Annotated in this window: 18 protein-coding genes and 1 tRNA gene; 6 read left to right on the top strand and 13 right to left on the bottom strand. The window is 51.5% G+C overall.

Annotated features, from left to right (window positions below):
- Positions 1 to 15: 15 nt before the first annotated feature.
- The 3 genes from M8T91_RS07035 to M8T91_RS07025 all read right to left on the bottom strand — a co-directional run bounded on the left by M8T91_RS07035 (position 16) and on the right by M8T91_RS07025 (position 2,596).
- Entirely contained in the window at positions 16 to 705 is a 690-nt protein-coding gene (locus tag M8T91_RS07035) for a type II secretion system protein N (protein ID WP_301418159.1), read from the bottom strand.
- 212 nt (positions 706 to 917) lie between these two features.
- On the bottom strand, positions 918 to 1,847 hold the full coding sequence (locus tag M8T91_RS07030; protein WP_301418157.1) for an FAD-binding protein: 930 nt from the start codon (positions 1,845 to 1,847) through the stop codon (positions 918 to 920).
- Positions 1,847 to 2,596 carry an electron transfer flavoprotein subunit beta/FixA family protein gene (locus M8T91_RS07025; RefSeq protein ID WP_301418155.1) on the bottom strand — a complete coding sequence of 250 codons (750 nt, stop codon included), beginning with the start codon at positions 2,594 to 2,596 and terminating at the stop codon, positions 1,847 to 1,849. The genes M8T91_RS07030 and M8T91_RS07025 overlap by 1 nt, the downstream gene beginning before the upstream one ends.
- Before the next feature lie 344 nt (positions 2,597 to 2,940).
- On the opposite strand from M8T91_RS07025, the gene M8T91_RS07020 reads away from it, so the two are divergent.
- Positions 2,941 to 4,578, top strand: a complete 1,638-nt coding sequence (locus M8T91_RS07020) for an electron transfer flavoprotein-ubiquinone oxidoreductase (RefSeq protein ID WP_301418154.1) — start codon at positions 2,941 to 2,943, stop codon at positions 4,576 to 4,578.
- Between the two features lie 233 nt (positions 4,579 to 4,811).
- Here M8T91_RS07020 and M8T91_RS07015 read toward each other — a convergent pair whose 3' ends face one another.
- The 4 genes from M8T91_RS07015 to M8T91_RS07000 all read right to left on the bottom strand — a co-directional run bounded on the left by M8T91_RS07015 (position 4,812) and on the right by M8T91_RS07000 (position 11,023).
- Positions 4,812 to 7,550 (bottom strand): TonB-dependent receptor domain-containing protein, encoded by a 2,739-nt coding sequence (locus tag M8T91_RS07015; protein WP_301418151.1) that lies wholly within the window; start codon positions 7,548 to 7,550, stop codon positions 4,812 to 4,814.
- A gap of 117 nt (positions 7,551 to 7,667) precedes the next feature.
- Entirely contained in the window at positions 7,668 to 9,356 is a 1,689-nt protein-coding gene (locus tag M8T91_RS07010) for a beta-helix domain-containing protein (protein WP_301418149.1), read from the bottom strand.
- A 433-nt stretch (positions 9,357 to 9,789) separates the two neighbouring features.
- Positions 9,790 to 10,353 carry a DUF1285 domain-containing protein gene (locus M8T91_RS07005; protein ID WP_301418147.1) on the bottom strand — a complete coding sequence of 188 codons (564 nt, stop codon included), beginning with the start codon at positions 10,351 to 10,353 and terminating at the stop codon, positions 9,790 to 9,792.
- A complete protein-coding gene (locus M8T91_RS07000) occupies positions 10,346 to 11,023 on the bottom strand; it encodes a TetR/AcrR family transcriptional regulator (RefSeq protein ID WP_301418145.1) in 678 nt (225 codons plus the stop codon). Before M8T91_RS07000 ends, M8T91_RS07005 begins: the two co-directional genes overlap by 8 nt.
- 523 nt (positions 11,024 to 11,546) lie before the next feature.
- Between M8T91_RS07000 and M8T91_RS06995 the strand changes: the two genes are divergently transcribed.
- Positions 11,547 to 12,395 carry an acyl-CoA thioesterase gene (locus M8T91_RS06995; RefSeq protein ID WP_301418143.1) on the top strand — a complete coding sequence of 283 codons (849 nt, stop codon included), beginning with the start codon at positions 11,547 to 11,549 and terminating at the stop codon, positions 12,393 to 12,395.
- A gap of 439 nt (positions 12,396 to 12,834) precedes the next feature.
- On the opposite strand, the gene M8T91_RS06990 is transcribed toward M8T91_RS06995, so the two are convergent.
- From M8T91_RS06990 to M8T91_RS06980, 3 genes are read right to left on the bottom strand one after another with little or no spacing between them, the layout of a single operon-like run.
- On the bottom strand, positions 12,835 to 13,014 hold the full coding sequence (locus M8T91_RS06990) for a hypothetical protein (protein WP_301418141.1): 180 nt from the start codon (positions 13,012 to 13,014) through the stop codon (positions 12,835 to 12,837).
- A complete protein-coding gene (locus M8T91_RS06985) occupies positions 13,011 to 13,937 on the bottom strand; it encodes a sterol desaturase family protein (protein WP_301418139.1) in 927 nt (308 codons plus the stop codon). Before M8T91_RS06985 ends, M8T91_RS06990 begins: the two co-directional genes overlap by 4 nt.
- A gap of 39 nt (positions 13,938 to 13,976) precedes the next feature.
- Positions 13,977 to 14,435 carry a DUF2141 domain-containing protein gene (locus M8T91_RS06980; protein ID WP_301418138.1) on the bottom strand — a complete coding sequence of 153 codons (459 nt, stop codon included), beginning with the start codon at positions 14,433 to 14,435 and terminating at the stop codon, positions 13,977 to 13,979.
- Positions 14,436 to 14,580: 145 nt separating this feature from the next.
- Between M8T91_RS06980 and M8T91_RS06975 the strand changes: the two genes are divergently transcribed.
- Both M8T91_RS06975 and M8T91_RS06970 read left to right on the top strand, forming a co-directional pair.
- Positions 14,581 to 15,171, top strand: coding sequence for a TetR/AcrR family transcriptional regulator (locus M8T91_RS06975; RefSeq protein WP_301418136.1), 591 nt, complete (start codon positions 14,581 to 14,583; stop codon positions 15,169 to 15,171).
- Positions 15,168 to 16,325 carry an aromatic ring-hydroxylating oxygenase subunit alpha gene (locus M8T91_RS06970; RefSeq protein WP_301418134.1) on the top strand — a complete coding sequence of 386 codons (1,158 nt, stop codon included), beginning with the start codon at positions 15,168 to 15,170 and terminating at the stop codon, positions 16,323 to 16,325. The genes M8T91_RS06975 and M8T91_RS06970 overlap by 4 nt, the downstream gene beginning before the upstream one ends.
- A gap of 281 nt (positions 16,326 to 16,606) precedes the next feature.
- Here M8T91_RS06970 and guaA read toward each other — a convergent pair whose 3' ends face one another.
- Both guaA and guaB read right to left on the bottom strand, forming a co-directional pair.
- Positions 16,607 to 18,184 (bottom strand): glutamine-hydrolyzing GMP synthase, encoded by a 1,578-nt coding sequence (gene guaA / locus M8T91_RS06965; protein ID WP_301418132.1) that lies wholly within the window; start codon positions 18,182 to 18,184, stop codon positions 16,607 to 16,609.
- A 104-nt stretch (positions 18,185 to 18,288) separates the two neighbouring features.
- Positions 18,289 to 19,776, bottom strand: a complete 1,488-nt coding sequence (guaB, locus tag M8T91_RS06960) for an IMP dehydrogenase (RefSeq protein ID WP_301418129.1) — start codon at positions 19,774 to 19,776, stop codon at positions 18,289 to 18,291.
- 173 nt (positions 19,777 to 19,949) lie between these two features.
- Between guaB and xseA the strand changes: the two genes are divergently transcribed.
- Complete coding sequence (xseA, locus tag M8T91_RS06955) at positions 19,950 to 21,302, top strand: exodeoxyribonuclease VII large subunit (RefSeq protein WP_301418127.1); 1,353 nt, start codon at positions 19,950 to 19,952, stop codon at positions 21,300 to 21,302.
- A 329-nt stretch (positions 21,303 to 21,631) separates the two neighbouring features.
- On the opposite strand, the gene M8T91_RS06950 is transcribed toward xseA, so the two are convergent.
- On the bottom strand, positions 21,632 to 22,612 hold the full coding sequence (locus tag M8T91_RS06950; protein ID WP_367317752.1) for an NAD(P)H-quinone oxidoreductase: 981 nt from the start codon (positions 22,610 to 22,612) through the stop codon (positions 21,632 to 21,634).
- A 481-nt stretch (positions 22,613 to 23,093) separates the two neighbouring features.
- Between M8T91_RS06950 and M8T91_RS06945 the strand changes: the two genes are divergently transcribed.
- Positions 23,094 to 23,170, top strand: a tRNA-Arg gene (locus M8T91_RS06945).
- Positions 23,171 to 23,414: the final 244 nt, after the last annotated feature.

The raw sequence follows: 23,414 nt of genomic DNA, 5'->3' as shown, positions 1-23,414 counted from the left end.
ATCAGTTTGGCAGGCTCATTGAGGCTGAAGCTGCGCGCGGCGCTCGCGGGCCAGTTCGCGCAATTTTTCCATTCGCTCCCGAATGCTCTGTTGGTTTTCCGCTCTTCTTACAGTGCTCCTGGCACTATTTTGGCTGGCCCTGCGTGCTAGATTGGAATAATTTCTTATGGGAACATCCGGACGCCCATCCACTTCCGGATAGGTCAATTTCTCCATCCTGCCATTGCGACGAAGAACCACGTGATCCACCTCAACAGAATACAGCTCCGCCCCGCCCGGCAGGGCATCCCCCACATACAGGCGCTTTGCCGGTTTGCCCTTCTCGGCCACCAGGGCGCTGGCATTGCCCTTATTGCTACTGTCCAGCACACCGGAAAGCACAATATTCAGCTGGGTGGCAGGCAGGTTGGCGAGGTCAACTTCAGGGACAACCTCTTTTTTCTTGGTTTCCGCGAGACCAAAGAAAGGGGTATTCGGAATAGAGGCCGGCTGGGATACGTTCGCGTCGCGGGGTGTGCGTTCCGCCAACAGGGACACTTGCGGTTTGGCAGGCATGAACAGGGCGCCATAGGCAAACAGATTGCCGGACAGCCACAACAGGCCCACAGCGGAGGCTGCCATGGTACTTCTGGACAATGCCTTGCGCGGCCCACCCTGGCGAAACCTGGTGCCAATTGAGCCAACCGCTCGCGGTAACGGGAACATGGATATACCCACTTTCAAATCCAACTTTCTGAAGTAATTGGTTTTTGGCGTCTATTTTCTTGCTTCAGCCCGGTAAAGGCAACGCTCTCGCCCGATTAAACACGGAAAACACCCCACTCCTCCCACCCTGATAGCACGCTAGTTCCACCTAAAAACGGAAAAGGCGGCTTATCGCCGCCTTTTCCATGATTGGTCAGTATGGTCGTTAAGGATTACAGTTTTGCTTCAAGCTCGGGAACCGCTTCAAACAAATCCGCCACCAGGCCGTAGTCCGCAACAGAGAATATAGGTGCTTCCTCATCCTTGTTGATGGCTACAATCACCTTGGAGTCCTTCATACCCGCCAAATGCTGGATGGCGCCGGAAATACCGACGGCAATATAGAGATCAGGAGCGACGATCTTACCGGTTTGACCCACCTGCATATCGTTGGGCACAAAACCGGCATCTACTGCAGCGCGGGAAGCACCGACCGCCCCACCGAGCTTGTCGGCCAGCTTGTACAGCATCTCGAAATTGTCACCATTTTGCATTCCACGCCCACCAGAGATGACCACACGGGCCGCAGTAAGTTCCGGACGGTCGGACTTGGCGAGTTCTTCGCCAATAAAAGAGGAAACACCCGCGTCATCAGCCCTGTCAATGGACTCAATGGGGGCGCTACCCCCCTCAGTGGCCACGGCGTCGAAGGCAGTGGCACGGACCGACAGCACTTTGATGGTATCGCTGCTCTGTACAGTTGCAACAACATTGCCGGCGTAAATCGGGCGCTTGAAGGTATCTGCGCTCTCAACGGCAATAATGTCGGAAATCGGCTGCACATCCAGTAGTGCAGCGGCGCGTGGCAGCATATTTTTGCCCGTAGTGGTGGCAGAAGCCAGGATGTGACTAAAGTCTCTGCCCAGGTCGGCAACGAGCCTGGCAGTATTTTCAGCCAACTGATGCTCGTAAGCGGCATTATCTGCCAACAACACCTTGGAAACGCCGTCTACTTTCGCTGCCGCGTCTGCAACGGCGGCACAACCAGCACCGGCAACCAATACCGCAATATCCCCACCGATGGCCTTGGCCGCGGCAACGGTATTGCATGTTGCCCCCTTCAACTCGGCATTATCGTGTTCTGCAATAACCAGGATGCTCATCAGATTACCTTCGCCTCGTTCTTAAGTTTCTCTACCAGCTCGGCCACATCGGCCACTTTCACCCCGGCCTGACGTTCCGCCGGCGGCTCAACCTTCAGAGTTTTGGTGCGCGGAGCAATATCCACACCCAGCGCGTCCGGTGTGGTGATATCGAGAGGCTTTTTCTTCGCCTTCATGATATTGGGCAGGGATGCGTAGCGCGGTTCATTCAGGCGCAGATCCGTAGTTACAATGGCCGGCAGTGTTAACTCGACAGTTTGCAGGCCGCCATCAATCTCACGGGTAACCCGGACGATATCCTCCTCTACAACGACCTCCGAAGCGAAAGTGCCCTGCCCCATACCGGTCAGTGCCCCCAGCATCTGACCAGTCTGGTTGTTGTCTCCATCAATAGACTGTTTACCCAGAATCACCAACTGCGGCTGTTCCTTTTCAACAATGGCTTTCAGGCATTTGGCCACCGCCAGGGGTTGCAGCTCGGCATCAGTTTCCACCAGGATACCGCGGTCGGCCCCCAGTGCCAGCGCGGTACGAATTTGTTCCTGGCACGACTTGGGACCCATGGAAACGGCAACTATCTCGCTGACAACACCTTTTTCCTTCAGGCGCACCGCCTCTTCCACTGCAATTTCGCAGAAGGGGTTGATAGACATTTTGACATTGGCAATATCAACGTCAGAGCCATCCGCCTTGGGGCGAACCTTGACGTTGTAGTCGACAACGCGTTTCACAGCTACAAGAACTTTCATGGAAATCCCGTCTCAAATATGCGTTTTAACAGCCGCGACTGAAGATTCACATCGCGAACGGATATGGCGTTCCGGTCAAACAAGTGTTTGAACGGCGTGTATGGTGGCGGTTCTATAGCGTAAAATCAATAGCCAAATAGAAGTCGCGCCTGCCATTCATAAAATCTATTTCACAGGATAAAAACTCTTGCTCCCTCTCCCCAACCCCTTGAAATACGGCGTATTTGCCATAGCAAATGAGTAGTCATGCAATTGGTAGGGATGATTAAACGCCTATATAATCCGCCATCAATAGCATGGCCAAGTGGCCGTAAAAGTGGACTACAACCGCCGAGGAGAGTGCCGTGGAACGGGAGTCAATGGAATACGATGTAGTGATCGTGGGTGCCGGTCCCGCCGGACTGGCCTCGGCCTGCCGTATCCGCCAGCTCAACGAGAAAATCTCTGTCTGTGTAGTGGAAAAGGGCTCCGAGGTGGGCGCCCATATTCTCTCAGGGGCAGTCTTTGAGCCAACCGCGTTAAATGAACTTTTTCCCGACTGGAAAGCGCGCGGGGCCCCTCTCAATACCGAGGTCACAGGCGACGATATTTACGTGTTGCGCAGTGACGAAACCTCCATCAAGGTCCCCAACCTGTTTGTACCCAGCACCATGCACAACGAGGGCAACTACATTATCAGCCTGGGCAACCTGTGCCGCTGGCTGGCCGAGCAAGCGGAAAACCTGGGGGTAGAAATTTTTCCCGGCTTTGCCGCTGCTGAAATTCTCTACAATGCGGAGGGTGCCGTAAAAGGGATTGCCACCGGTGATATGGGCATTGGCATCAATGGCGAGCACAAAGAGGCCTATATGCCGGGTATGGAACTGCACGCCAAGTACACCCTCTTCGCCGAGGGTTGCCGCGGCCACCTGGGCAAGCAATTGATTGAGCACTTTAAGCTGGATGCTGACACCGATCCACAACACTACGGCATCGGCATCAAGGAAATCTGGAAAGTGCCCACAGACAGGCATCAGCCGGGTCTGGTACTGCACAGTGCTGGCTGGCCCTTGAACCAGAGCGGCACTCACGGCGGCGGCTTCCTCTATCATTTGGAGGACAACCAGGTTGTGGTCGGCCTGATTACCGACTTGGCCTACAGCAATCCGCACGTCGACCCATATGGGGAGTTCCAGCGCTACAAACACCACCCGGTGATCAGGCAATATCTGGATGGTGGACAGCGCATGGCCTACGGCGCACGCGCCATTGTCAAAGGTGGCCTGCAGTCCCTGCCCAAAATGACCTTCCCCGGCGGCCTGCTGATCGGCGACAACGCCGGCACCCTGAACTTCGCCAAAATCAAAGGTAATCACACGGCAATGAAATCCGGCATGATCGCCGCTGAAAGTGTGGCGGAAGCCATTGCCGCTGGGCGTAACAATGCAGAGCTGACCAATTACAGTACCAAATACCGTAATAGCTGGGCCTGGAAGGAGCTGCACCTGCAGCGCAACTTCGGCCCGGCCCAGCACAAGTGGGGCAATATCCTCGGCTCTGCATACGCATTTGTGGATATTAACCTTTTCAGAGGTAAACTGCCCTGGACACTACACGACGCCAATGCCGATCACGCCCAGTTGAAACCGGCAGCGGACTGTAAAAAGATCAATTACCCAAAACCCGATGGCATTCTCAGCTTCGACAAGTTGTCTTCCGTGTTTATCTCAAACACCAACCACGAAGAAAACCAGCCCTGCCACCTGATTTTGAAAGATGCCGAGGTTCCGCTAAATCACAATCTGCCGATCTACGACGAGCCGGCGCAACGCTACTGCCCTGCCGGTGTGTATGAAGTGGTTGAAGATGCCGGCGGGAAACGTTTCCAGATCAACGCGCAGAACTGTGTGCACTGCAAAACCTGCGACATCAAAGACCCCACCCAGAATATTGTGTGGGTAGCGCCGGAAGGCGGCGGCGGGCCCAATTATCCGAATATGTAACCTGTGTTGTTCATAGAAAAATGGCGCACATAAATACTGCGCCATTTTTAGTTGAGATCAGCACTCACAAAAGTATAAACAGCTCGACAACCTTCTGTGGGGCGATCAAATTTAAACTTTATTGGCAATTAATTACTTAGCAAAGCTGATCTTTGGCAATGTATAAAAATGCTGCTAAAGATAAGTCCTGTCCCAGTTTGGCAAAGTTTGTTAATGATAAAGTCAGATACACATTAGAACTTGTACTCTACACTGAGTGCAAAATTTTTCCCAGGCGCTCGCTCAAATACGGTCACCCCATCCCGCTCAATCTCTACCGACTGGTCAAGCAAGTTTTGCATTTTTAGCTTAACTGTCACTTCCTCAATGGGATACCAGAAATAAGTCATGTCTAAGGAGTGAAAAGGCTGCTCAAAAGCATCGGGAGAACCCAGTCGACCCGCAAGGTATAAGCGCTCACCAAACACATTATAACCCATAGTTGCAGAATGATTACCATCTGGAGAATCAAATCCTACCAGTATATTAACCACATAATCTGATGCTCCAGCCATAGATCGAACATCATTGGTAGGTGAATCCGCTTCAACACCTGCAACCAGCTCAGCATCTTGTACCGTAACGTTACCTTGCAGGAAGAAACCATCCATGGTCTCCCCAAGAAAACTCATGGTCTTCAAGCCCTCAAGCTCAACACCTATAAGTTCGCCAGACTTGGCGTTTATGATCTCACGCCCAATATCTGTATCACTCGTTGCCTTCTCAAAAAACTCAATTGGATCAGTGATTTCTTTGTAGAAAGTAGAAACTGTCAGGCTGTCTCCGTTACCGAAGAACCATTCGGCACGGATATCAAAACTGGTTATTTCGGATGGGCGAACACTAGAATTGCCACTAACGCGTTCACCGGTAATAGGATCAAGGTATACGGCATCGGTGATCTCGCGCAGATCTGGACGAACCGCTGTTTGCGATGCCGCGAGACGCAGCTGGAAAGTCTCAGCCCAAAAATCACTCATATACGTAAGAGAGAGAGCCGGGTAAATTTTATCTTCTCTAAATACAGAGTTGACCAGCTCTTCAGGGTCAGTAGTGACCTGAGGTTCTTGTATAGTGTAACCATAGGGGTTCCAGTCCAGCGCGACCTGATTATAATCCTCCCAGCGTGCACCTGCAGATACGCGCCAGACTTCATTATAGGTCCAATCAACTTTACCGAAGACTGCGTCGGTAGTCGTAGCGGCGATATAGCTCCTATTGTCAATACCCGCACGCACAAGGCTGTAGTTATTTTCGGGATTGAGTATGTTTTCATCACTGAAAACCGCATCAAGAGGACCTTTTAGTATTGCATCATCAGAAACTTCTAAAATACCCAAACCAAAGCGAGTCTCTTTATACATTCGACCTTTTTCTCTGTAGGCATAACCGCCACTTAACTCGAGCACAGAAGCACTGAACTCGATGGGTAGAGTTGCAGTCCAGCCATAGCTGCGGACCTCATCTTCAAGTTCAGTAAAACGAAAGCTCGCACTACCGTTATTCATGCGTATAGAAGAATCGAGAACCTCCCCGGTAGCTGGGTCATTATCGGTAAAAGCCTGAACAACCACTTCGTTAGGAATATCTGTAGTTGCTGTCGAGTCAGAGAAATACCAGTCTAACACCAACTCCTCAGGCACCCAGTTCAACATATTGCCAAACGAGGACTTGGTTTCCCCACCAATTGAGTGGGTGCCTTTTAGTTGATTAACAAAAAGCTCCCGTTCTTCATATCGTATTGAGTAATCTCTAAACCCAGCGCCATCCGACTTGGAAGAGTTCTCATTGAAGAAATCTTTTATATATGTCGTATCATCAGTATTTCGCAGAAATAAACTAGTCAGTCCAATAGTGTGCTCAGCAGAGTAACTCACGCCGACATTCAAGCTGCCTGTGATATCAACTGTTGATGTAGATTCCATCTTAATACCGTACTGTTCTTTCGGATCACCGTAGATACGCTGGGTGGTTTCCCCCTCTCGCCACCTGCTCTTATAAGAGCCACTGGCTAGGAATCCCAGCTCCCACTTGTCATCAATATTAAAGCGATTGCCTACGCTCGCCCTAATGTCTGAGTCAGGGTTAGTGGAGTCCTCTTCAATCGCGATATCCCGATTCAACTCTAGCGCTAGATTTCGATTCAAACTCTCTGCCGCTGCACGAGCCTCTCGTGGAGATGAATATACATTTCCCTCCGCAATCAGAGTATTGCGAATACTGTTGACATCTAAACGTCCCAAGAAGCGATCAAGCGCTGCACTGAGTTCTTTAGGCATAGCCCGAGAGCCATCATCGGTACCGAACACATCGTCACCCCCACCAGAATAACTCAGAGCTTCTCCATCAGTTTCACTATTAAAGCCAATGCCAACTTCCAGTGAATATGTAAGTTGATCTGGAATATCCTTAGTACGGATATCCACGTTACCTCCACCAAAACTCGCAGGCTTATCCGCTGAATAACTTTTTTGCACAACGAGAGAGTCAACCACTGAAGTTGGGAAAATATCTAAAGGAATAACGTTTCGCGTCAAATCTGGTGACGGAACCGCTGCACCATTAAGAGTGGTACTAGAATATCTCTCTCCTAAGCCCCGAACATACACAAACTTGTTATTTACTAATGACAATCCCGGAATTCTTCTTAGAGCCGCAGCCACGGTAGAGTCGCCGACACGGCTAATCATTTCCGAACCCAACATATCGGTCAGAACTTCTTCTTCAAGCCTCTCATTGAGTAGTGTCTGTGCAGAATCTTGCAGACGCCCTTGAATGAGTACTTCCTCGATTGCCGGAATACTAATGTGCGGTTCTGAAGCGGTAGGAATGTTATGCTGTTCTTCCTGTGCATAGGCATTAGAGACAAACGAAGAGACCGCGGCAATAGCCAGTACCAGCGGCGCTCTTTGAAATATTTCATTTTTAATCATTACTCAGTCTCTTACAGTTTCTGACTAATAAGGTAGTACAATGAAATAGGACGCCGACTCCATCAGCGAAGGCGGCGCTCAAAGAAATCAGGATATAATCCTACTGCATCACCTATCTTAATTGGCGATCCAGAGATTTTTATCCAACCCTACAGCCCAACCTCGGGTCCAATCGAGATTCGCCTCGCTCTCACTCAGGGCACCCAAGTACGCGCGATTGCCTTTTGGAGTAATGGTAATCGGAACATCATTTACTACCATGTCCGCAATGTTCACACTAAAGATTGGCAGAGTTGCACCTTGAAGAACTTGCAGGTTAGTACTTGTATTTGCAGTTGGGTCAACCGCACCCGTAACATCTGCAAAAATATTTTCGTTGGCAACAGCCCACGCTTGAATAGTTTGACCACCAGGAAGTGCATCACCATTAGTCTTTTCTTCACAAACAAAGATATTCGACTCAAGAACAATATCACCATCCTCTGCGCCCTGCAGAGTCTCTTCATTATCTATGCGCAAGCAGTAGTTATCGTTCAAAGATTTGGTGTCTGCAGCATTGAAAGTAGCCACAACCATAGAGTTTATTACAGTTGGGAAAATGGCCTCACGGAAACGCCAGCCTGCACCCGGATCGTCAGAACCATCAACCGGAGAAATAATACAGGTTAAGCCATCGATTGTTGGGCGGCTATTGAGGCCGCGAGCAATGAAGTCTTGGATAGTATCGTCGTCTTTACTTGAATAGCTACCAATACCATCAGACTCGATACAGTTTGCACCTTCTGACTGGCCCTGAATGACCAGAGAGTTGGTAATAGTGCCACGATAACCTTCATCAATATCGATACTGTCATCGTTAACAAACATGGCAACATAGTTAGTCATGTTTACAGCGCCACCGAAAAACTCAACCCCATCATCTTGAGTAGAGTAGGCTTGAATATTTTCCAGAACTGTACCAGAGCCAACAGCACCAAAAGTAATACCATTCAGTTCATTACCTGGCACTACATCAAACCCTGTGTGTTTTACACGAAAATAACTCAGCTTGCCTGAGTTATCAGCATTATTCTCTCCACCATAATTTGATACGGCATCACCAATGAGGCCCTCTACGTCAACATTACACTCACCGTCAGCCATTGCCAGATCACCATCATCTACAGATCCAGTGTATTCACATTTATTAGTGACCCCGAAACCATTGACAACCATCCCACCCCACTCACCAACGGCTTCCGGATCAGAGATCTCACCGTTCACATCAGATAACGAGGTAACAGTAATTGGCGCGCTTGAAGTACCCACCGCAAAAATCTGAGAACCGCGGTTAATCACCAGTGATTCCGCGGCGGAGTTAAATGCCACTGTAACACCTGGCTCAATAGTCAGTTTGGTACCATCACCGCCCTGGGTGATACCAGCTGCTTGCATATCAGCGTGGGAATCGTAGTTTTGACCAATTACTAAACTCCCAATAAATACATGAGCTCCGCCGTCAGCCAAAGTGGCCAAAGTGGCCAAAGTGATATCGTGCATCAAAGGGTTGCCAGCATCTACGAAATCACGCTGGTACTCACAATTACCTTTTGACTCGTTGTAGTCACCGTGAACAATAGTGCCATCCCCTTGTTCATAGGAAGCACAAGGACCATCATAGGAAGTTACGGGTGTGTTTGTTCCCCCGCCGGTGTTTGTCGAATTGTCAACAGTGGTCGGTTCAATATTAATCCCACCACTATCACAACCAGCCATAAGTGCTGCAATGACAGCAACCAGCAAAAGCCTATTCTGTACGCGCTTCATGTTTCCCCCTACAGGAATCTCACCCATTGATATGGGCAGCTCATAAGCATTGAGAGGACTGATAACCATCAAACCAAACAACACACTTTTTGATTGCCCGAAAATTACGTTTGCTTTTTCACCTAAGTGATATGAGCGCGGAGGAGTGTAGAAACGCCATGTTGCGGATTTGTTAAATTTTTATATTTTTAGTAATTTTTCCAATAAAAACACATAGGCTTGCATTTTTTGAACTTTTTGTTGCATAAAAACTTCAGTAATGCTTCAAATAAATGAAATGACAACAGGGTAATGCCTGCTTTTCCCGTTATAAACACAAAATTTAAATGGGCAGCGGTAAAGTCAGGGTGGGATCTTTCTTGAGAAGTGAAGAACTCATGCAAAAGCCCAGAGTCAGCGAAATACTGCCTCTCACTTTATAAATAGCATAACATCAATTATAAGAACCGAGTAAATAGTCTTTACTGGCACTCCGAACAAACAGTTTTCCGGTACCTTCGCAATCATTGTTATCCTCTTCAGCCCAATCGACTAACTGGTAGAAGACATCACGGGAGACCCTCGCTTGAAGACCACCGCGAACTTCCAGATAAGGGATTAGTCGGGAAGGGGTTCCGAACTGCTGCAAGCGCCAATTAGATCCTTCATCCAGCGCAATAACATCACCCACATTGGTGGTAAACAACAACGTCTGCGCATCGCCATTCGCATTGCGTGCCACCTGAGTCGCTACAAAAGGCACGTCTTCTACTTGAATGCGCATCTTCTCCACAGGAGTTACCAGAAAGTACTCCCCCCCTTCCCGCTTCAAAATCCCGGCAAACAACTTGACCAGTGATTGGCGGCGGATCTCGCTGCCCTCGTGTATCCATCGGCCGTCGCGCTTGATGACCATATCCATATCGCCGCATAAATCTGGATTCCACCGTTCAACCGGGGGGTGTCCTTGAAACGCCTTCTGCAACGCCTGCAACTGCTGGAAAAGTGGTTCAGCCAAAGGACGGGCCCGCGATGTCACCAGAATGGCTGGTTTCCTGGGGCTTGCGGGCAGAGATATCGCCGATATGGACACCCACATCCATAATAAACTCCATCAGGCCCTCTCTATCCTCAATCACATCGGCGAACGACTTGGAGTGGTAAAGCTCTACAGCCCCCTGAACCAAAGCCCAATAGGTAGAGTAGTAATAGTAAGCTGGCACCCTCTTGATCATGCCCTGCTCCATCCTGCGCTCAAATACCCGGTTCAGTGCAGAGGCAATGGCATTGCGGATTGTATGGAGCTCGGCGATCATCTCAGGGGCCTGGTTCAGGGCGATGATCTTCTCTTCCAGGCGCTGAAAGAGTCGATCCTTGCCGGGATCAGCCATACGGGACTCAAAGTAGGCCCGAGCCGGTGCAGCAATATCCCCCCGTTCAGCATTACCCACAGCCACCTTGAGCCGTTCGGCAAGAGACCGCTCATAATCCATCAACAAGCGCATATAGATTTCCGTCTTTGAAACAAAGTGCTTGTAGATAGTGCCTTTGCCGATATCCACACGATCGGCAATCTGCTCAACAGTGACCTTTTCTTCACCGTGCTCCAGCAGAAGCTCCAGAGCTGCATCCAGGATGCGCTGCTCTCGTGCGCGAAACCTCTGAACCTTCTCTTTTGCCTTATCCATATTTCCAACCCTTTCTGCCCGTACTATTGGGAACTGAAATTGACTATTTGTTCATGAATAATAGGCAATTCGAGTCGCTTGGAAAAGCAAATCGGGAAATTAGTCTAGTTAATACGAAGAAAGACAAGCCATTATGTATGAATTTTGATCAATTCATCCAAAAAAAGCCCTAGCCCTTACTCCCCGATCCCCCTTTAAGCAGACAAAAGCCTACCTGGCGTCCACTTGCCCGCAGATCAGTGGCCGAAGGCCTGTTCAGTAAGCAGGTGGACAAAACCATGACTATTGATGTTTTTCGCGTCATCTACTGTTATTATTCCCGTGCTGAGCAACCTATGTACGCCCTCCCGGACAATCCCGACTATTCCTATTATTAGCCTGTCGGCCAGTCCAATTGTGAGTGAATCCAACTCGGGAGCCAGAGATACAAGTAACCCCGGGCAGTTGCGCTATTTCTGCAAGGCGACAGTCAGCCAGAGTATGAAGAGCCCATTGATATCCCGGTGAACAGGTAACCTTGTCCATGTCTGAAACACTGAACAAACTACTCGATGTCGAAGAGCTGGATCGCAACCTCTTTCGCAGCCGCCACCATGTGGAAAACTATCGAAAAATACTTTTTGGCGGACAAGTGCTGGGCCAGGCCCTGACTGCCGCCAGCCGGACGGTAGAAAGCCGTCTGCCCCACTCCCTGCACGCCTACTTTTTACGCCCAGGCTCTAGTGAATTACCTGTTATCTATGAAGTTGATCCCATCCGAGATGGTGGCAGCTTCACCACCAGGCGGGTTGTTGCCAAGCAACGGGGGCGGGCCATCTTTAACATGTCCGCTTCGTTTCAAATCAAGGAGGCAGGCTTCGATCATCAGACGGATATGCCCAACGGGGAGATTCCGGCGCCGGAGAGCCTGAAAAACACCCAGCAGCTGGCGCTGGAAGCGGGGCTTGTCAGCCCACAGTACGATCAGCGGCGCTATATGATCGACTTTCGCCCCGTTGACCCCCACAGCTACTTTGCTGCCGAAATCCACGAGCCCAAGTGCAAGTTCTGGCTGCGCGCAGAGGGCGGCATGTCCGACGATCCAATGGAGCACCGCGCCGCCCTCTGCTATGCATCGGATATGGGCCTGCTGGGCACCTCTCTGCAACCGCACCATACCTCCCTGTTTGACCCCCACCTGATGCCCGCCAGTATCGACCATGCCATGTGGTTCCACCGGGATTTCCGCATGGATCAGTGGCTTTTGTATGTCACCGACAGCCCTTCGGCCAGCGGCGCGCGCGGATACACCCGCGGCCAGATCTTCACCCGCGATGGTCTCCTTGTAGCCTCGACCGCGCAAGAGGGGCTCATACGGAAAATTAAACACTAAACCTGTTTAAATGCCGGGGACTTAGCCCGTTGCCACAGGTTGAGACAAATCTGGATCGAACTTCAGCGACATTGTTTACTTTTTAAAGTCAAAAGCCCTTTAGGCATATTGTTGAGATTTACAAATCATCACTTGCTATTTTAAATTCACTTAGCTGTATACAATTTACTCCCAATCGATTGTATATAAGCCATTTTTTATTTTTATAATCAACAGGTTAGAAATAATAAAATACCTAATACCATGAAAAATAGCATGCTCGGAAAGCCCTCCAAATTGCTCAAAAAAATCTGTCAATCGCCAACTCCCAAGGCTACCCACTAGGTTTAGGCATTCAGATGCCCCCTAGCTACTCCTGCAGGTACTGGATCACCGCATCTCCATCGGAATATACATGCTCACTACGATTCTTGCTGGAATTACTTATGACCGATGACAATTAAAATACTCCCAACGACCAAAGCGCGAATAGTAACCACATCATCAGAATGATCCAGTAACCCAACGGCTCCTTCGAGCGAACATACTTTCGGCGCAGCCAAGTATGGCCCGCGAACAGATCGAAGACCACCCAGATCAGCAGACCGACGCCGATGAATTGCCAAATAGTGTCACTCATCGCCCCGACTCAGTAGCCACCGGAGGCTTCAGGTTTTCTGCCCTGGCTTTCACTCGGTCCGGTTTCCAGCCGGGCGGCATGACGAAATATCCAATCGCCTCACCGACGTTCTTCGACCTCACCATGTCGATCAACATGCGCCAGTATCCGTGGAAGAACACCTTGATCGGATTGATCGAAGCAATGGGCTTGGTCAAACCGTAAACGACCGTTTTCTTTTCAGGTGCGAAACTACCAAATAGCTTATCCCAGATAATCAGAATACCGGCATAGTTTTTGTCAATGTACTGCGGATTACTGCCGTGGTGGACACGGTGGTGCGATGGTGTATTGAACACCGCCTCAAACCAGCGCGGCAGTTTCTTGACCAACTCAGTATGCAGCGCGGTTTGGTAGAGCTGCACCATGGTTTCTGCGAATAGAATCATCCAGGGGTTAAAGCCAAGCATCGCCATCGGAAGGTGGAAAAACAACGGCAGAATGCCATCAGCCGGACCGAAGCGGAAAGCAACCGATATATTGAAGTAGGGAGAGCTGTGGTGAACCGTGTGCGTGGCCCAGCCGAACCCGACCCGATGCATGAAGCGATGCTCCCAATAGTAAATGAAATCGGCCAGGATAATCGCCAGCCCCATAACCCATAGTTTATTGGGTAGCTGGATGATACTCATATTCTCGTAAAACCAGTACAGCGTTGCGACGTACACACCAAAGAACAACAACGCGATACCAAGAAAAGCGACGAGAGTGACGAAGTTAGTCACAGCGTCGCCTAGCAGGTTCCAATTGACTCTTTTCTTCCATGCCTGGCGCAATAATTCCAGTGCAAAAATGGCCATCGCAACGTAGAAAAGCCACTCACCGATCCAGGCTTCCAGATAGTAAAGCTCGTCTTCGCTAAAGCGGGTAAATAACCAATCCATACTTACCTCGCCTGAAAGTGGGGATTACTTGTCATCCGTTTACGGCCCGAGCTGATTAGAGCCGGGCTTCGCGCTGGCCTGTGGTTTTACATCGGGCTGTGACAAAGACACATACAACATCTTGATACTTACAAGCCGGCTGCCGCTATCCGCTTTTATCGCGGCCCGCTTGAAATCTGGCTGGTCGTACTTATTAACGGCACTGGAAATTCCATACCCCTCTGTCGGCATATTGGTAAAGTTTCTGTTCATCTCATTGTTGCCATTTTCATCATGAAATAGCGAGATTACGTAATCGCCGGCAGGTATGTTGTGGAAGGTAACCTTCAATTTGGCACCGTGAACCCTGTTGGTGTAGGACGCGTAGGCGTTACTGTAATCAGTATTGTCGTAGGCCTTCTGAGTATCAAAAACGGCAACCATCAACTGAGCATCGTTGTTGCGAATATTATGAACTTCAATACTCAGATCGGCGGCCTGGCCGGCGGCACTGAGCACCAGCAATCCACTCAGAAGGCGGAGTTTTTTGAATATTTAAAGCATGGTAAATCCTCTACGCAAACGTAAATTTTCAACATTGATCATTTACATGCTATGCATCACCTGGTAGATTGTCAATAATGATTATTTATTTGGTGACGCAATGCCCAGACCCAGTCTCAAAGCCGAACGCACTGAAACCATTCTTGATGCGGTCGAAACCTGTGTTATCCAATATGGCGTGCACGGCACGACATTGGAGAAGATCGCCGAAGTTGCTGATATGCGCCGCAGCCTGTTGCGGCACAATATTGGTAATCGGGAGGCGATTCTCGACGCCTTTCTGGATCGTTTTTTCACCAATTCCGAACATGAGGTGGCGACAATGCTGTCGTGTCTACCCGGACAGGACCGGATCCCAATTTTGCTCGACCTCCTGTTTGACGAATACCAATCGACCAGTCAGCTTGCCCTGGTTGCGCTGTCGTTGACCGCGGCAGCTGCCAGCGACACCACCATTCGCGAACGCCTGCACACATGGAATCACCAGTTTGTCGTTACCATGACCGATGAACTGGCGCGCTCATATCCCAACACTAACCGGGATGACGTCTACGCTGCTGCCGCCGGGCTGGTCGGTATTTATTTCAACACCGAATCGCTGGCTCCCCTCGGCGACATGCAAACCATCCGGCAGGCTTCCAAGCACGCCGCTGAACGCCTGATCGAAACTCTGGAGGGCCAAGGCTCATGACAACTATCGATTGGCAACAATACTCCCGACTGCTGACACAACCGATCGAAGAAGCCAAATCCCTGCCCTTCGCGGCCTACACCGATCCCGATGTACTCGCAGCCGAGGTTAAAGCGGTATTTCATAATGATTGGGTCTTTGTCTGCGCTGAGCAACAATTACCCAAACCCGGTGATTATTTCGCACTCGACCTAGCCGGCGAACCGCTGGCCATTGTCCGCGGGCGGGACGGCAACATCCGAGCGCTATCCAATAGCTGCCGCCATCGTGGCACACCACTGCTCGATTCAGGTTTTGGCCAGCTCTCCCGGCATATTGTCTGCCCCTACCACGCCTGGACCTACACCGACATAGGGGAACTCAAGGGCGCACCGTTTATGGGTTCTGTGGAGATCGACAAAACCAAGCACTGTCTGGAATCCTTCCCTCTGGAAAGCTGGTACGGGCTGTTGTTCGTGAATCTCGCCCAACAGCCCCGGGCCTTCTCAGAACGGCTTAATGGCATCAATGACTACCTTGGCCATTTTGAGCTCGATCGTTTCAAGGTTGGCTACGGCGGGGAGACTGAGCACTGGCAAGCTAACTGGAAGCTCGCTGTCGAAAACGGCATCGAAAGTTACCATTTGTTCAAAGTACACACAGAGACACTGGAAACCATCACCCCCACCAGAGATGCATTCTACATCGCCGGCAGTTCAGAATGGACACTGACTGCCGGGCGTATGAAAGAACAACGCTCGACATTGTCGCGCTGGCTCACCGGCGAAACACCCCGGGTGCTGCAGTATTACCTGCTGGTATTCCTGCCGCCAGGCTTCGTCGGCATCCTGACATACGAATCCTTCGATTGGATTTCTCTACTACCCGACGGCACAGGTGCCTGCTTCGTGCATTCGGGGGGTATTTCTACAGCCGCCCCGGCACTAGGCGAGACGCCCGAGTCGCAATTCGCAGCCTCCTTTCTTGCCGAGGACAAGTTCATTTGCGAGCGAGTGCAACAAGGCATGTCAGGCCGACGGGGGCGCGGCGGCAAGCTAGTCGAACTCGAGCGTATTCTGGTCGATTTCCGCCAGTTCTTGCTCTCGCGTCAGTTCGACACTCCGCCGCTACCGTTGTACACCAGCTCCGAAGGACAAATGTTTGTACAACCCTGATTCGCAGCGAATCAGGGTTCGTATTCCTTTACCTCTGAATCAGCACCAGTTCAGCATATCGTGCAATTCATCAACGGCAAAACTCTATAATTGACCATCACCTCGATAGCTACGGTCAATATTATGAAAAAATATCAATAGCTGCTTACCCCTGCCTGCAAGTGCCAGTAATCGCCAGACAAAAAACAAAACGAGCTCTCCAAAAACAACTAAACCCAGCTTGAGAGCCAGGTTTAGTAGTTTTTACTACCTGCTAGTGCTTGTAGCTGCCAGATATCAGCCTACTCCCACTCGATCGTCGCCGGCGGCTTGCTGGATACGTCATATACCACGCGGGAAATTTGCGCTATCTCATTAATAATGCGATTGGAGACTTTCTCGATCAGTTGGTAGGGCAGATGCGCCCAGCGCGCTGTCATAAAATCCACGGTTTCCACAGCGCGAAGAGCCACCACATATTCGTAGCGACGACCATCACCCACCACACCGACTGATTTCACCGGCAGGAACACGGCAAATGCCTGGCTGGTTTTGTGATACCAATCGGACTTGTGCAACTCCTCGATAAAAATTGCATCTGCCTCACGCAGGATATCCGCATATTCCCTCTTCACCTCCCCTAGGATACGCACACCCAGGCCCGGACCCGGAAAGGGGTGGCGGTATACCATATCGTAAGGCAGCCCTAGCTCCAGCCCGATCTTGCGCACCTCGTCCTTGAACAGCTCCCGCAGGGGCTCCACCAGTGCAAATTGCATGTCCTCCGGCAGGCCGCCCACATTGTGATGGGACTTGATAACGTGTGCCTTACCCGTCTTGGCAGCAGCGGACTCAATAACATCCGGATAGATGGTGCCCTGAGCCAGGAATTTTACATCCCGCAGTTTGGAGGCTTCCCGGTCGAACACCTCAATAAAGGTATTACCGATAATCTTGCGTTTGGACTCAGGCTCAACCACACCCACCAAGCGAGAAAGGAAGTAGTCTTCAGCGTCTGCACGAATTACACATACCCCCATGTTCTCGGCGAACATCTGCATTACCTGATCGCCTTCGCTTTTGCGCAACAGGCCATTGTCCACAAATACACAGGTCAGCTGATCACCGATCGCCCTGTGCAGAAGTGCTGCCACCACGGAACTGTCGACACCGCCGGACAATCCCAGCAGTACCTTGCGCTTGCCCACCTGTTCACGCACTCTGGCGACAGCGTCTTCAATAATGTTCGCAGGCGTCCAAAGTTTTTCGCAGCCACAAATATCTATCACAAAGTGCTCGTAGATACGCGCACCTTGCAAAGTGTGCGTCACTTCTGGGTGAAACTGCACGCCGAAGAAATTCTTCTCTGCGTTGTACATACCTGCAATGGGGCAGGAATCCGTAGAGGCCATACGTTTAAAGCCCCCCGGCATCTGTACCACTTTATCCCCATGGCTCATCCAAACATCCAGCAGTGCATCACCATCATCGCTGAGGTGATCCTTGATATCACGCAGCAAACTTGAAGTGCCTTCAACCTTAATCTGGGCGTATCCAAATTCGCGCACACGGCTACCCTGCACCGCACCGCCAAGCTGATGCGCCATAGTCTGCATGCCGTAACAGATGCCCAGTACCGGCACTCCCAGGTTGAAAACCACTTCCGGCGCACGAGGCGAGCCCGTTTCCGGCACAGACTCGGGACCACCGGCCAGGATAATGCCTTTTGGGTTGTACTCGCGAATCTCCTCCTCACTCATATCAAAAGCGCGGATTTCGGAAAAAACGCCCAACTCGCGTACGCGACGGGCAATCAGCTGAGTGTACTGGGACCCGAAGTCCAGAATCAGTATTCGACTGGAATGGATATCTTGGCTCATGATTGACTCGATACAATGAAAAAATAGCGACAAACGGACCAAAAGGTCCGTTTGTCGCTTGTTTTTGAGGCTGTGGTTTGTCGTATGGGAGCAGCTTCCAGTGCCTACCGTCCACTCACCGGGTAATTGGGCGCTTCCTTTGTTATCTGCACATCATGCACATGGGATTCGCCCATACCTGCAGCAGTCACTCGGACAAATTCCGGGCGGGTGCGCATGGTTTCAACATCCACACTGCCGGTATAGCCCATGGCCGAGCGCAGCCCACCCATCATCTGGTGCACGATGACAGACAGCGGCCCCTTGTAGGGAACGCGTCCTTCAATACCTTCGGGCACCAGTTTCTCTGCGCCCTTGCTGACATCCTGAAAATAGCGGTCAGATGAGCCCTGGGTGCGGGCCATGGCACCGAGAGAACCCATGCCTCGGTAGGATTTGTAGGTGCGCCCTTGGTACAGTTCCACCTCACCGGGCGCCTCTTCCGTACCGGCAAACATGGAGCCCATCATGACCGAGGAAGCGCCGGCAACAATGGCCTTGGAAATATCACCAGAGTAGCGGATACCACCATCGGCAATCATCGGGACTCCGGTACCTTCCAATGCCCTGGCAACCTCCGCAATCGCAGTCACCTGGGGCACACCGATTCCCGTCACGATGCGGGTAGTGCAGATAGAACCCGGACCAATGCCCACTTTCACCGCATCGGCACCAGCCTCAAGCAAGGCCCGTGCAGCTTCACCAGTAGCAATATTGCCCCCGATCACATCTACCTGGGGGTGCATCCTCTTGATCCGCCGCACCCGATCAATCACGTTGCGAGAATGGCCGTGGGCGGTATCCACCACCAATACATCCACGCCGGCCTCCACCAATGCCGCTACACGGTTATCGGTGTCCGGGCTTGTGCCCACTGAAGCGCCTACGCGTAAGCGGCCATCGGAATCCTTGCAGGAATTAGGGTACTGCTCCGCCTTATTAAAATCCTTAACCGTAATCAGGCCGCGCAGCTCGAAATCATCGTCCACCACTAGCACTTTTTCGATGCGGTGCTGGTGAAGCAGCTCGCGCACCTGGTTGGGGGATGCGCCTTCATGGGCAGTTACCAAACGCTCCTTCGGGGTCATGATGCTGGCCACACTGACATCCAAGTCGGTGAGAAAGCGCACATCACGGCTGGTAACAATACCTACCAAGTCGCCTTTATCCATCACCGGAACACCGGAGATATTGTGGTGCGCGGTGAGCGCTATCAGCTCGCGCACAGTGGCATCAGATTCAATGGTAATGGGGTCCTTGACCACACCGGCTTCGAATTTCTTCACCGCGCGCACCTCAAGGGCCTGCTTCTCTATAGACATGCTTTTGTGAATAATGCCAATACCGCCCTCCTGAGCCAGAGCAATAGCCAGCCGCGCCTCTGTTACCGTATCCATGGCAGCGGATACCATGGGGATATTCAGGGAAATGTTGCGGGACAGTTTGGTTTTGAGACTGACATCCTTGGCGGTCACCTCGGAATAACCGGGTACGAGCAGAACGTCGTCGAAAGTGAGGGCTTCGCGCGCGATGCGCAGACTGGATTCAGACATTGACACTCAAACCTCGAAACAATAGGCGGGATTGGGTATCGGCGCGATTATACCTCCAAGCGCCCAAGACGCAAACGGCAATTTGCTGAAAACCGAAATTAACGGGCAAGAGGCTTTACCTCTCGCGGCGTTACTGCAATATTGCTGCCCCAACCTTCTCGTGAGAGCAACCAATGCAACCGGCCTCCCTACCCCCAGGTGCCAAGCGAAGTGTCCTGTCAGTCAGCGAGCTGAACTGGGAGGTAAAGCACCTGTTGGAGAACAGCGTACCCCTGTTGTGGGTCAGTGGGGAAATATCCAACTTTGCCAAACCCAGTTCCGGACACTGGTATTTCAGCCTTAAAGACGCCCGCGCACAGGTGCGTTGCGCCATGTTTCGCAACCGCAACCGCAGCGTTGCCTTCCAACCGCAAAATGGTCGCGAGGTGCTGATCCGCGCAAGAGTGAGCCTGTATGAAGGGCGTGGGGAGTTCCAGCTGGTAGTGGAGCATATGGAAGAGGCCGGTTTCGGTATACTGATGCGCCAGTTGGAGCAGCTCAAAGCCAAGCTTCGGGCAGAGGGGCTGTTCGACAGTGCGCGCAAGCGCCCATTGCCCTACCTGCCTCTCAATATTGGCATTATCACCTCACCTATCGGCGCAGCCATCCACGACATGATCCATGTCCTACACCGGCGCCACCCGGCTGCAGAAATAGGATTGTGGCCAGTGGCGGTGCAGGGCCAGGGAGCAGCGCAGCAGATTGCCGAAGCGATTGAAAAAGCCGGGCGCAGTCAACGCCATGACCTCCTGATCGTGGGTCGCGGCGGTGGCTCTCTTGAGGACCTATGGCCATTTAACGAGGAAATTGTGGCAAGAGCACTAGCCGCCTGCCCGATTCCCACTATTTCCGCCGTGGGGCATGAAACCGATAACTCTGTCACAGATCTGGTTGCTGACTTGCGCGCCCCTACCCCTTCGGCTGCAGCAGAAATTGCCAGTGCCAATAGTCGCGAATTATTCCAGCGGCTGGAAAGTGACAGGCGCCGCTTGTTTCGAGCCCTACAGCACCAGTTACACCAGCTGCACCAGCGGGTAATGCTGAAGCGCAACCGCTTGCGCCATCCCAAAGAGCAACTGCTAAACCGTGCCCAACGCCTGGACCATCTCGAGATACGCCTGATCGCAGTGGGGCAACAGCAGGTGCAACAGCTCCAAACCAGGCTCTCTACAGCTCGGCGGGCCTTAGCCCATTGTCATCCCAAGCACCATATTCACGACAAGCACAGGCAGGTTGAGCAGGCCCAGCGCAGCCTCCAGCGTGCAGCCAAACAACAACTCCAGCACAGCCGCAACACCTTTTTGCATATTGCTCAGCTGCTCAATAACGTGAACCCCCTGGCAGTTTTGCAGCGGGGTTACGCCATTGTTATGGACCTGGAAGGCGGGGCGTTGAAAGACAGCCGCGCCCTGGCTCCCAAGCAAAAGGTCAAAGTCAGGCTGGCCCGTGGGCACTTTACCGCACTAGTCGAAGCCACAGAGGGCTGAATTCACCCCAGATATTTTGGAATTTCCCTATTGCCGCTTAACCGTTGAGTTCCATTATTCCCCTCGAGATTGTCACCTCCTGTTGCTTGGGGCAACTACTTGAAAACCGACACATTGGCGCGGATAGAACCTCCCAGGTGCTGCATATCGCCTGCCCCTGACAAAGCCTCGACAGGGATCATCACCAAGGAGTTACTGTACCGTCGTCGCATGAATAACTAGAAAAAACCTGGGACTCTGCCCTAGTTAGGCAGACGCATTGGCCCACTGCCCGAGCTTCGAAAGGAGCCCCTTTTTAGGTACTGCTCCACGACCAATATAAGGTCGGGTTATACAGTGAGCACGATTTTCCCAATAACTTTACCTGCTTCCAGCAGTCGGTGCGCCTCTGCCACCTGCTCCAGCGGAAACTGCGCCGCTATCTGCGGGCGAACTTTGCCGTTCGCAATCAACGGCCAGACCCGGGCCTCCAGTGCGTGCGCGATTTCCGCTTTAACTTGTGCCGTGCGGTGTCTCAGGGTAGAGCCGGTCAATATCAGGCGCTTGAGCATGACCGGCAGCATGTTGACCTGCACCTCAGCGCCCCGCTGATAGGCAATATTGACAATCCGGCCATCATAAGCCGCCACACTTATATTGCGGTCAATATAGTCCCCTCCCACCATATCCAGGATGACATCAGCACCGCGATCTCCAGTGGCTTCTCGCACGACTTGCACATAGTCCTCCACCCGGTAATTGATTGCCCTTTCCGCACCGAGTGTTTCACAGGCCGTACACTTTCCCTCTGAGCCCGCTGTGGTAAAAACCCGTGCGCCCAAATGATATGCCAATTGGATTGCCGCAGTACCAATACCGGAGGAACCGCCATGTATCAACAGCGTTTCTCCACTTTGCAATTTGGCCCGGTCAAACACATTGGTCCAGACAGTAAAGAAATTCTCAGGCAGAGCCGCCGCTTCAACCTCAGAAAGTCCGGCCGGAATCGGCAAACACTGGCCTTCAGCAACAGCGACATATTCTGCGTAACCACCTCCGTTCGTCAGCGCACATACCCTGTCGCCCACTCGCCAGCGCCGCACCGCCTCACCCACAGCAACCACTTTTCCGGCCACTTCAAGACCCGGGATTGGCGACGCACCTGGGGGGGCTGGATATTGCCCCTTACGCTGTACGATATCCGGGCGGTTAACTCCGGCCGCCGCCACTTTAATCAACACCTCGTCTGTCGCAATCCCCGGTTTGGCCAATTCCACCAATTGCATCACTTCCGGGCCACCATACCCCGACAACTCAATCACACGCATCATCCCCTCCTCTAAGTATGCGCCAGACATGGATGTCTGGAATTCTCTCTCAACAGTCATCAATTTGGTCAATATGACACAGCAGCGAGGAGCATTCATTATTCAGTGGTCAAACAGCTCGATTTGCCGGACACTACCGTATCATCTCAAGTTACCCGGGGAGAAAACCTGAAATCCACCGGGGGTCGACAGGGTAGGATTTAAGGCAAAATAGCCCACCTCGTGGAATTGACGGACTTGTCGCCCCACACAGCAAAATCAGGCCCACAAGCAAGTGGATATAGGCGCAGCTCCCGAATACCGAACCGGCAAAGGCAACTATTTTTCGATTAGGGCTTGCAAACTTCTGCCCAGCGCGGCAGAATTCGCGCCCAACTGGACATTAAAGAACTGGGGATATTTGCTAACTTACGGATTTTTAAGGAGTTTCTTATAAAACCACTTGACTGGCAAAACCCGATTCTCTATAGTTTGAAGCCATAACGCGCTCGTAGCTCAGCTGGATAGAGTACCTGGCTACGAACCAGGCGGTCGTAGGTTCGAATCCTACCGAGCGCGCCAATAAAAACTTGTAAATCATAGAGTTACAAGAACAAAAAGGCGGTATCAATAAATTGATATCGCCTTTTTTCGTTAAAGTGTCCACAAAGCGTCCACACAACTTTACTTTCCCGCTCTCCAGGCAAATCTAATAAGTAAAAACCTTGTGGCCTCTACCGACACCAAATTAGAACCTTGAAAATAAAAACCAGATCTCAATTCATAGACAATCAGGCAAGCTAATTAAAACTGGATAAACATTGGA

The sequence above is a fragment of the Microbulbifer sp. MI-G genome, from assembly GCF_030440425.1.
GTDB lineage: Bacteria > Pseudomonadota > Gammaproteobacteria > Pseudomonadales > Cellvibrionaceae > Microbulbifer > Microbulbifer spongiae.
Note: the sequence above shows the minus strand (reverse complement) of the source record. Positions and strands in the feature narration are given on the sequence as shown.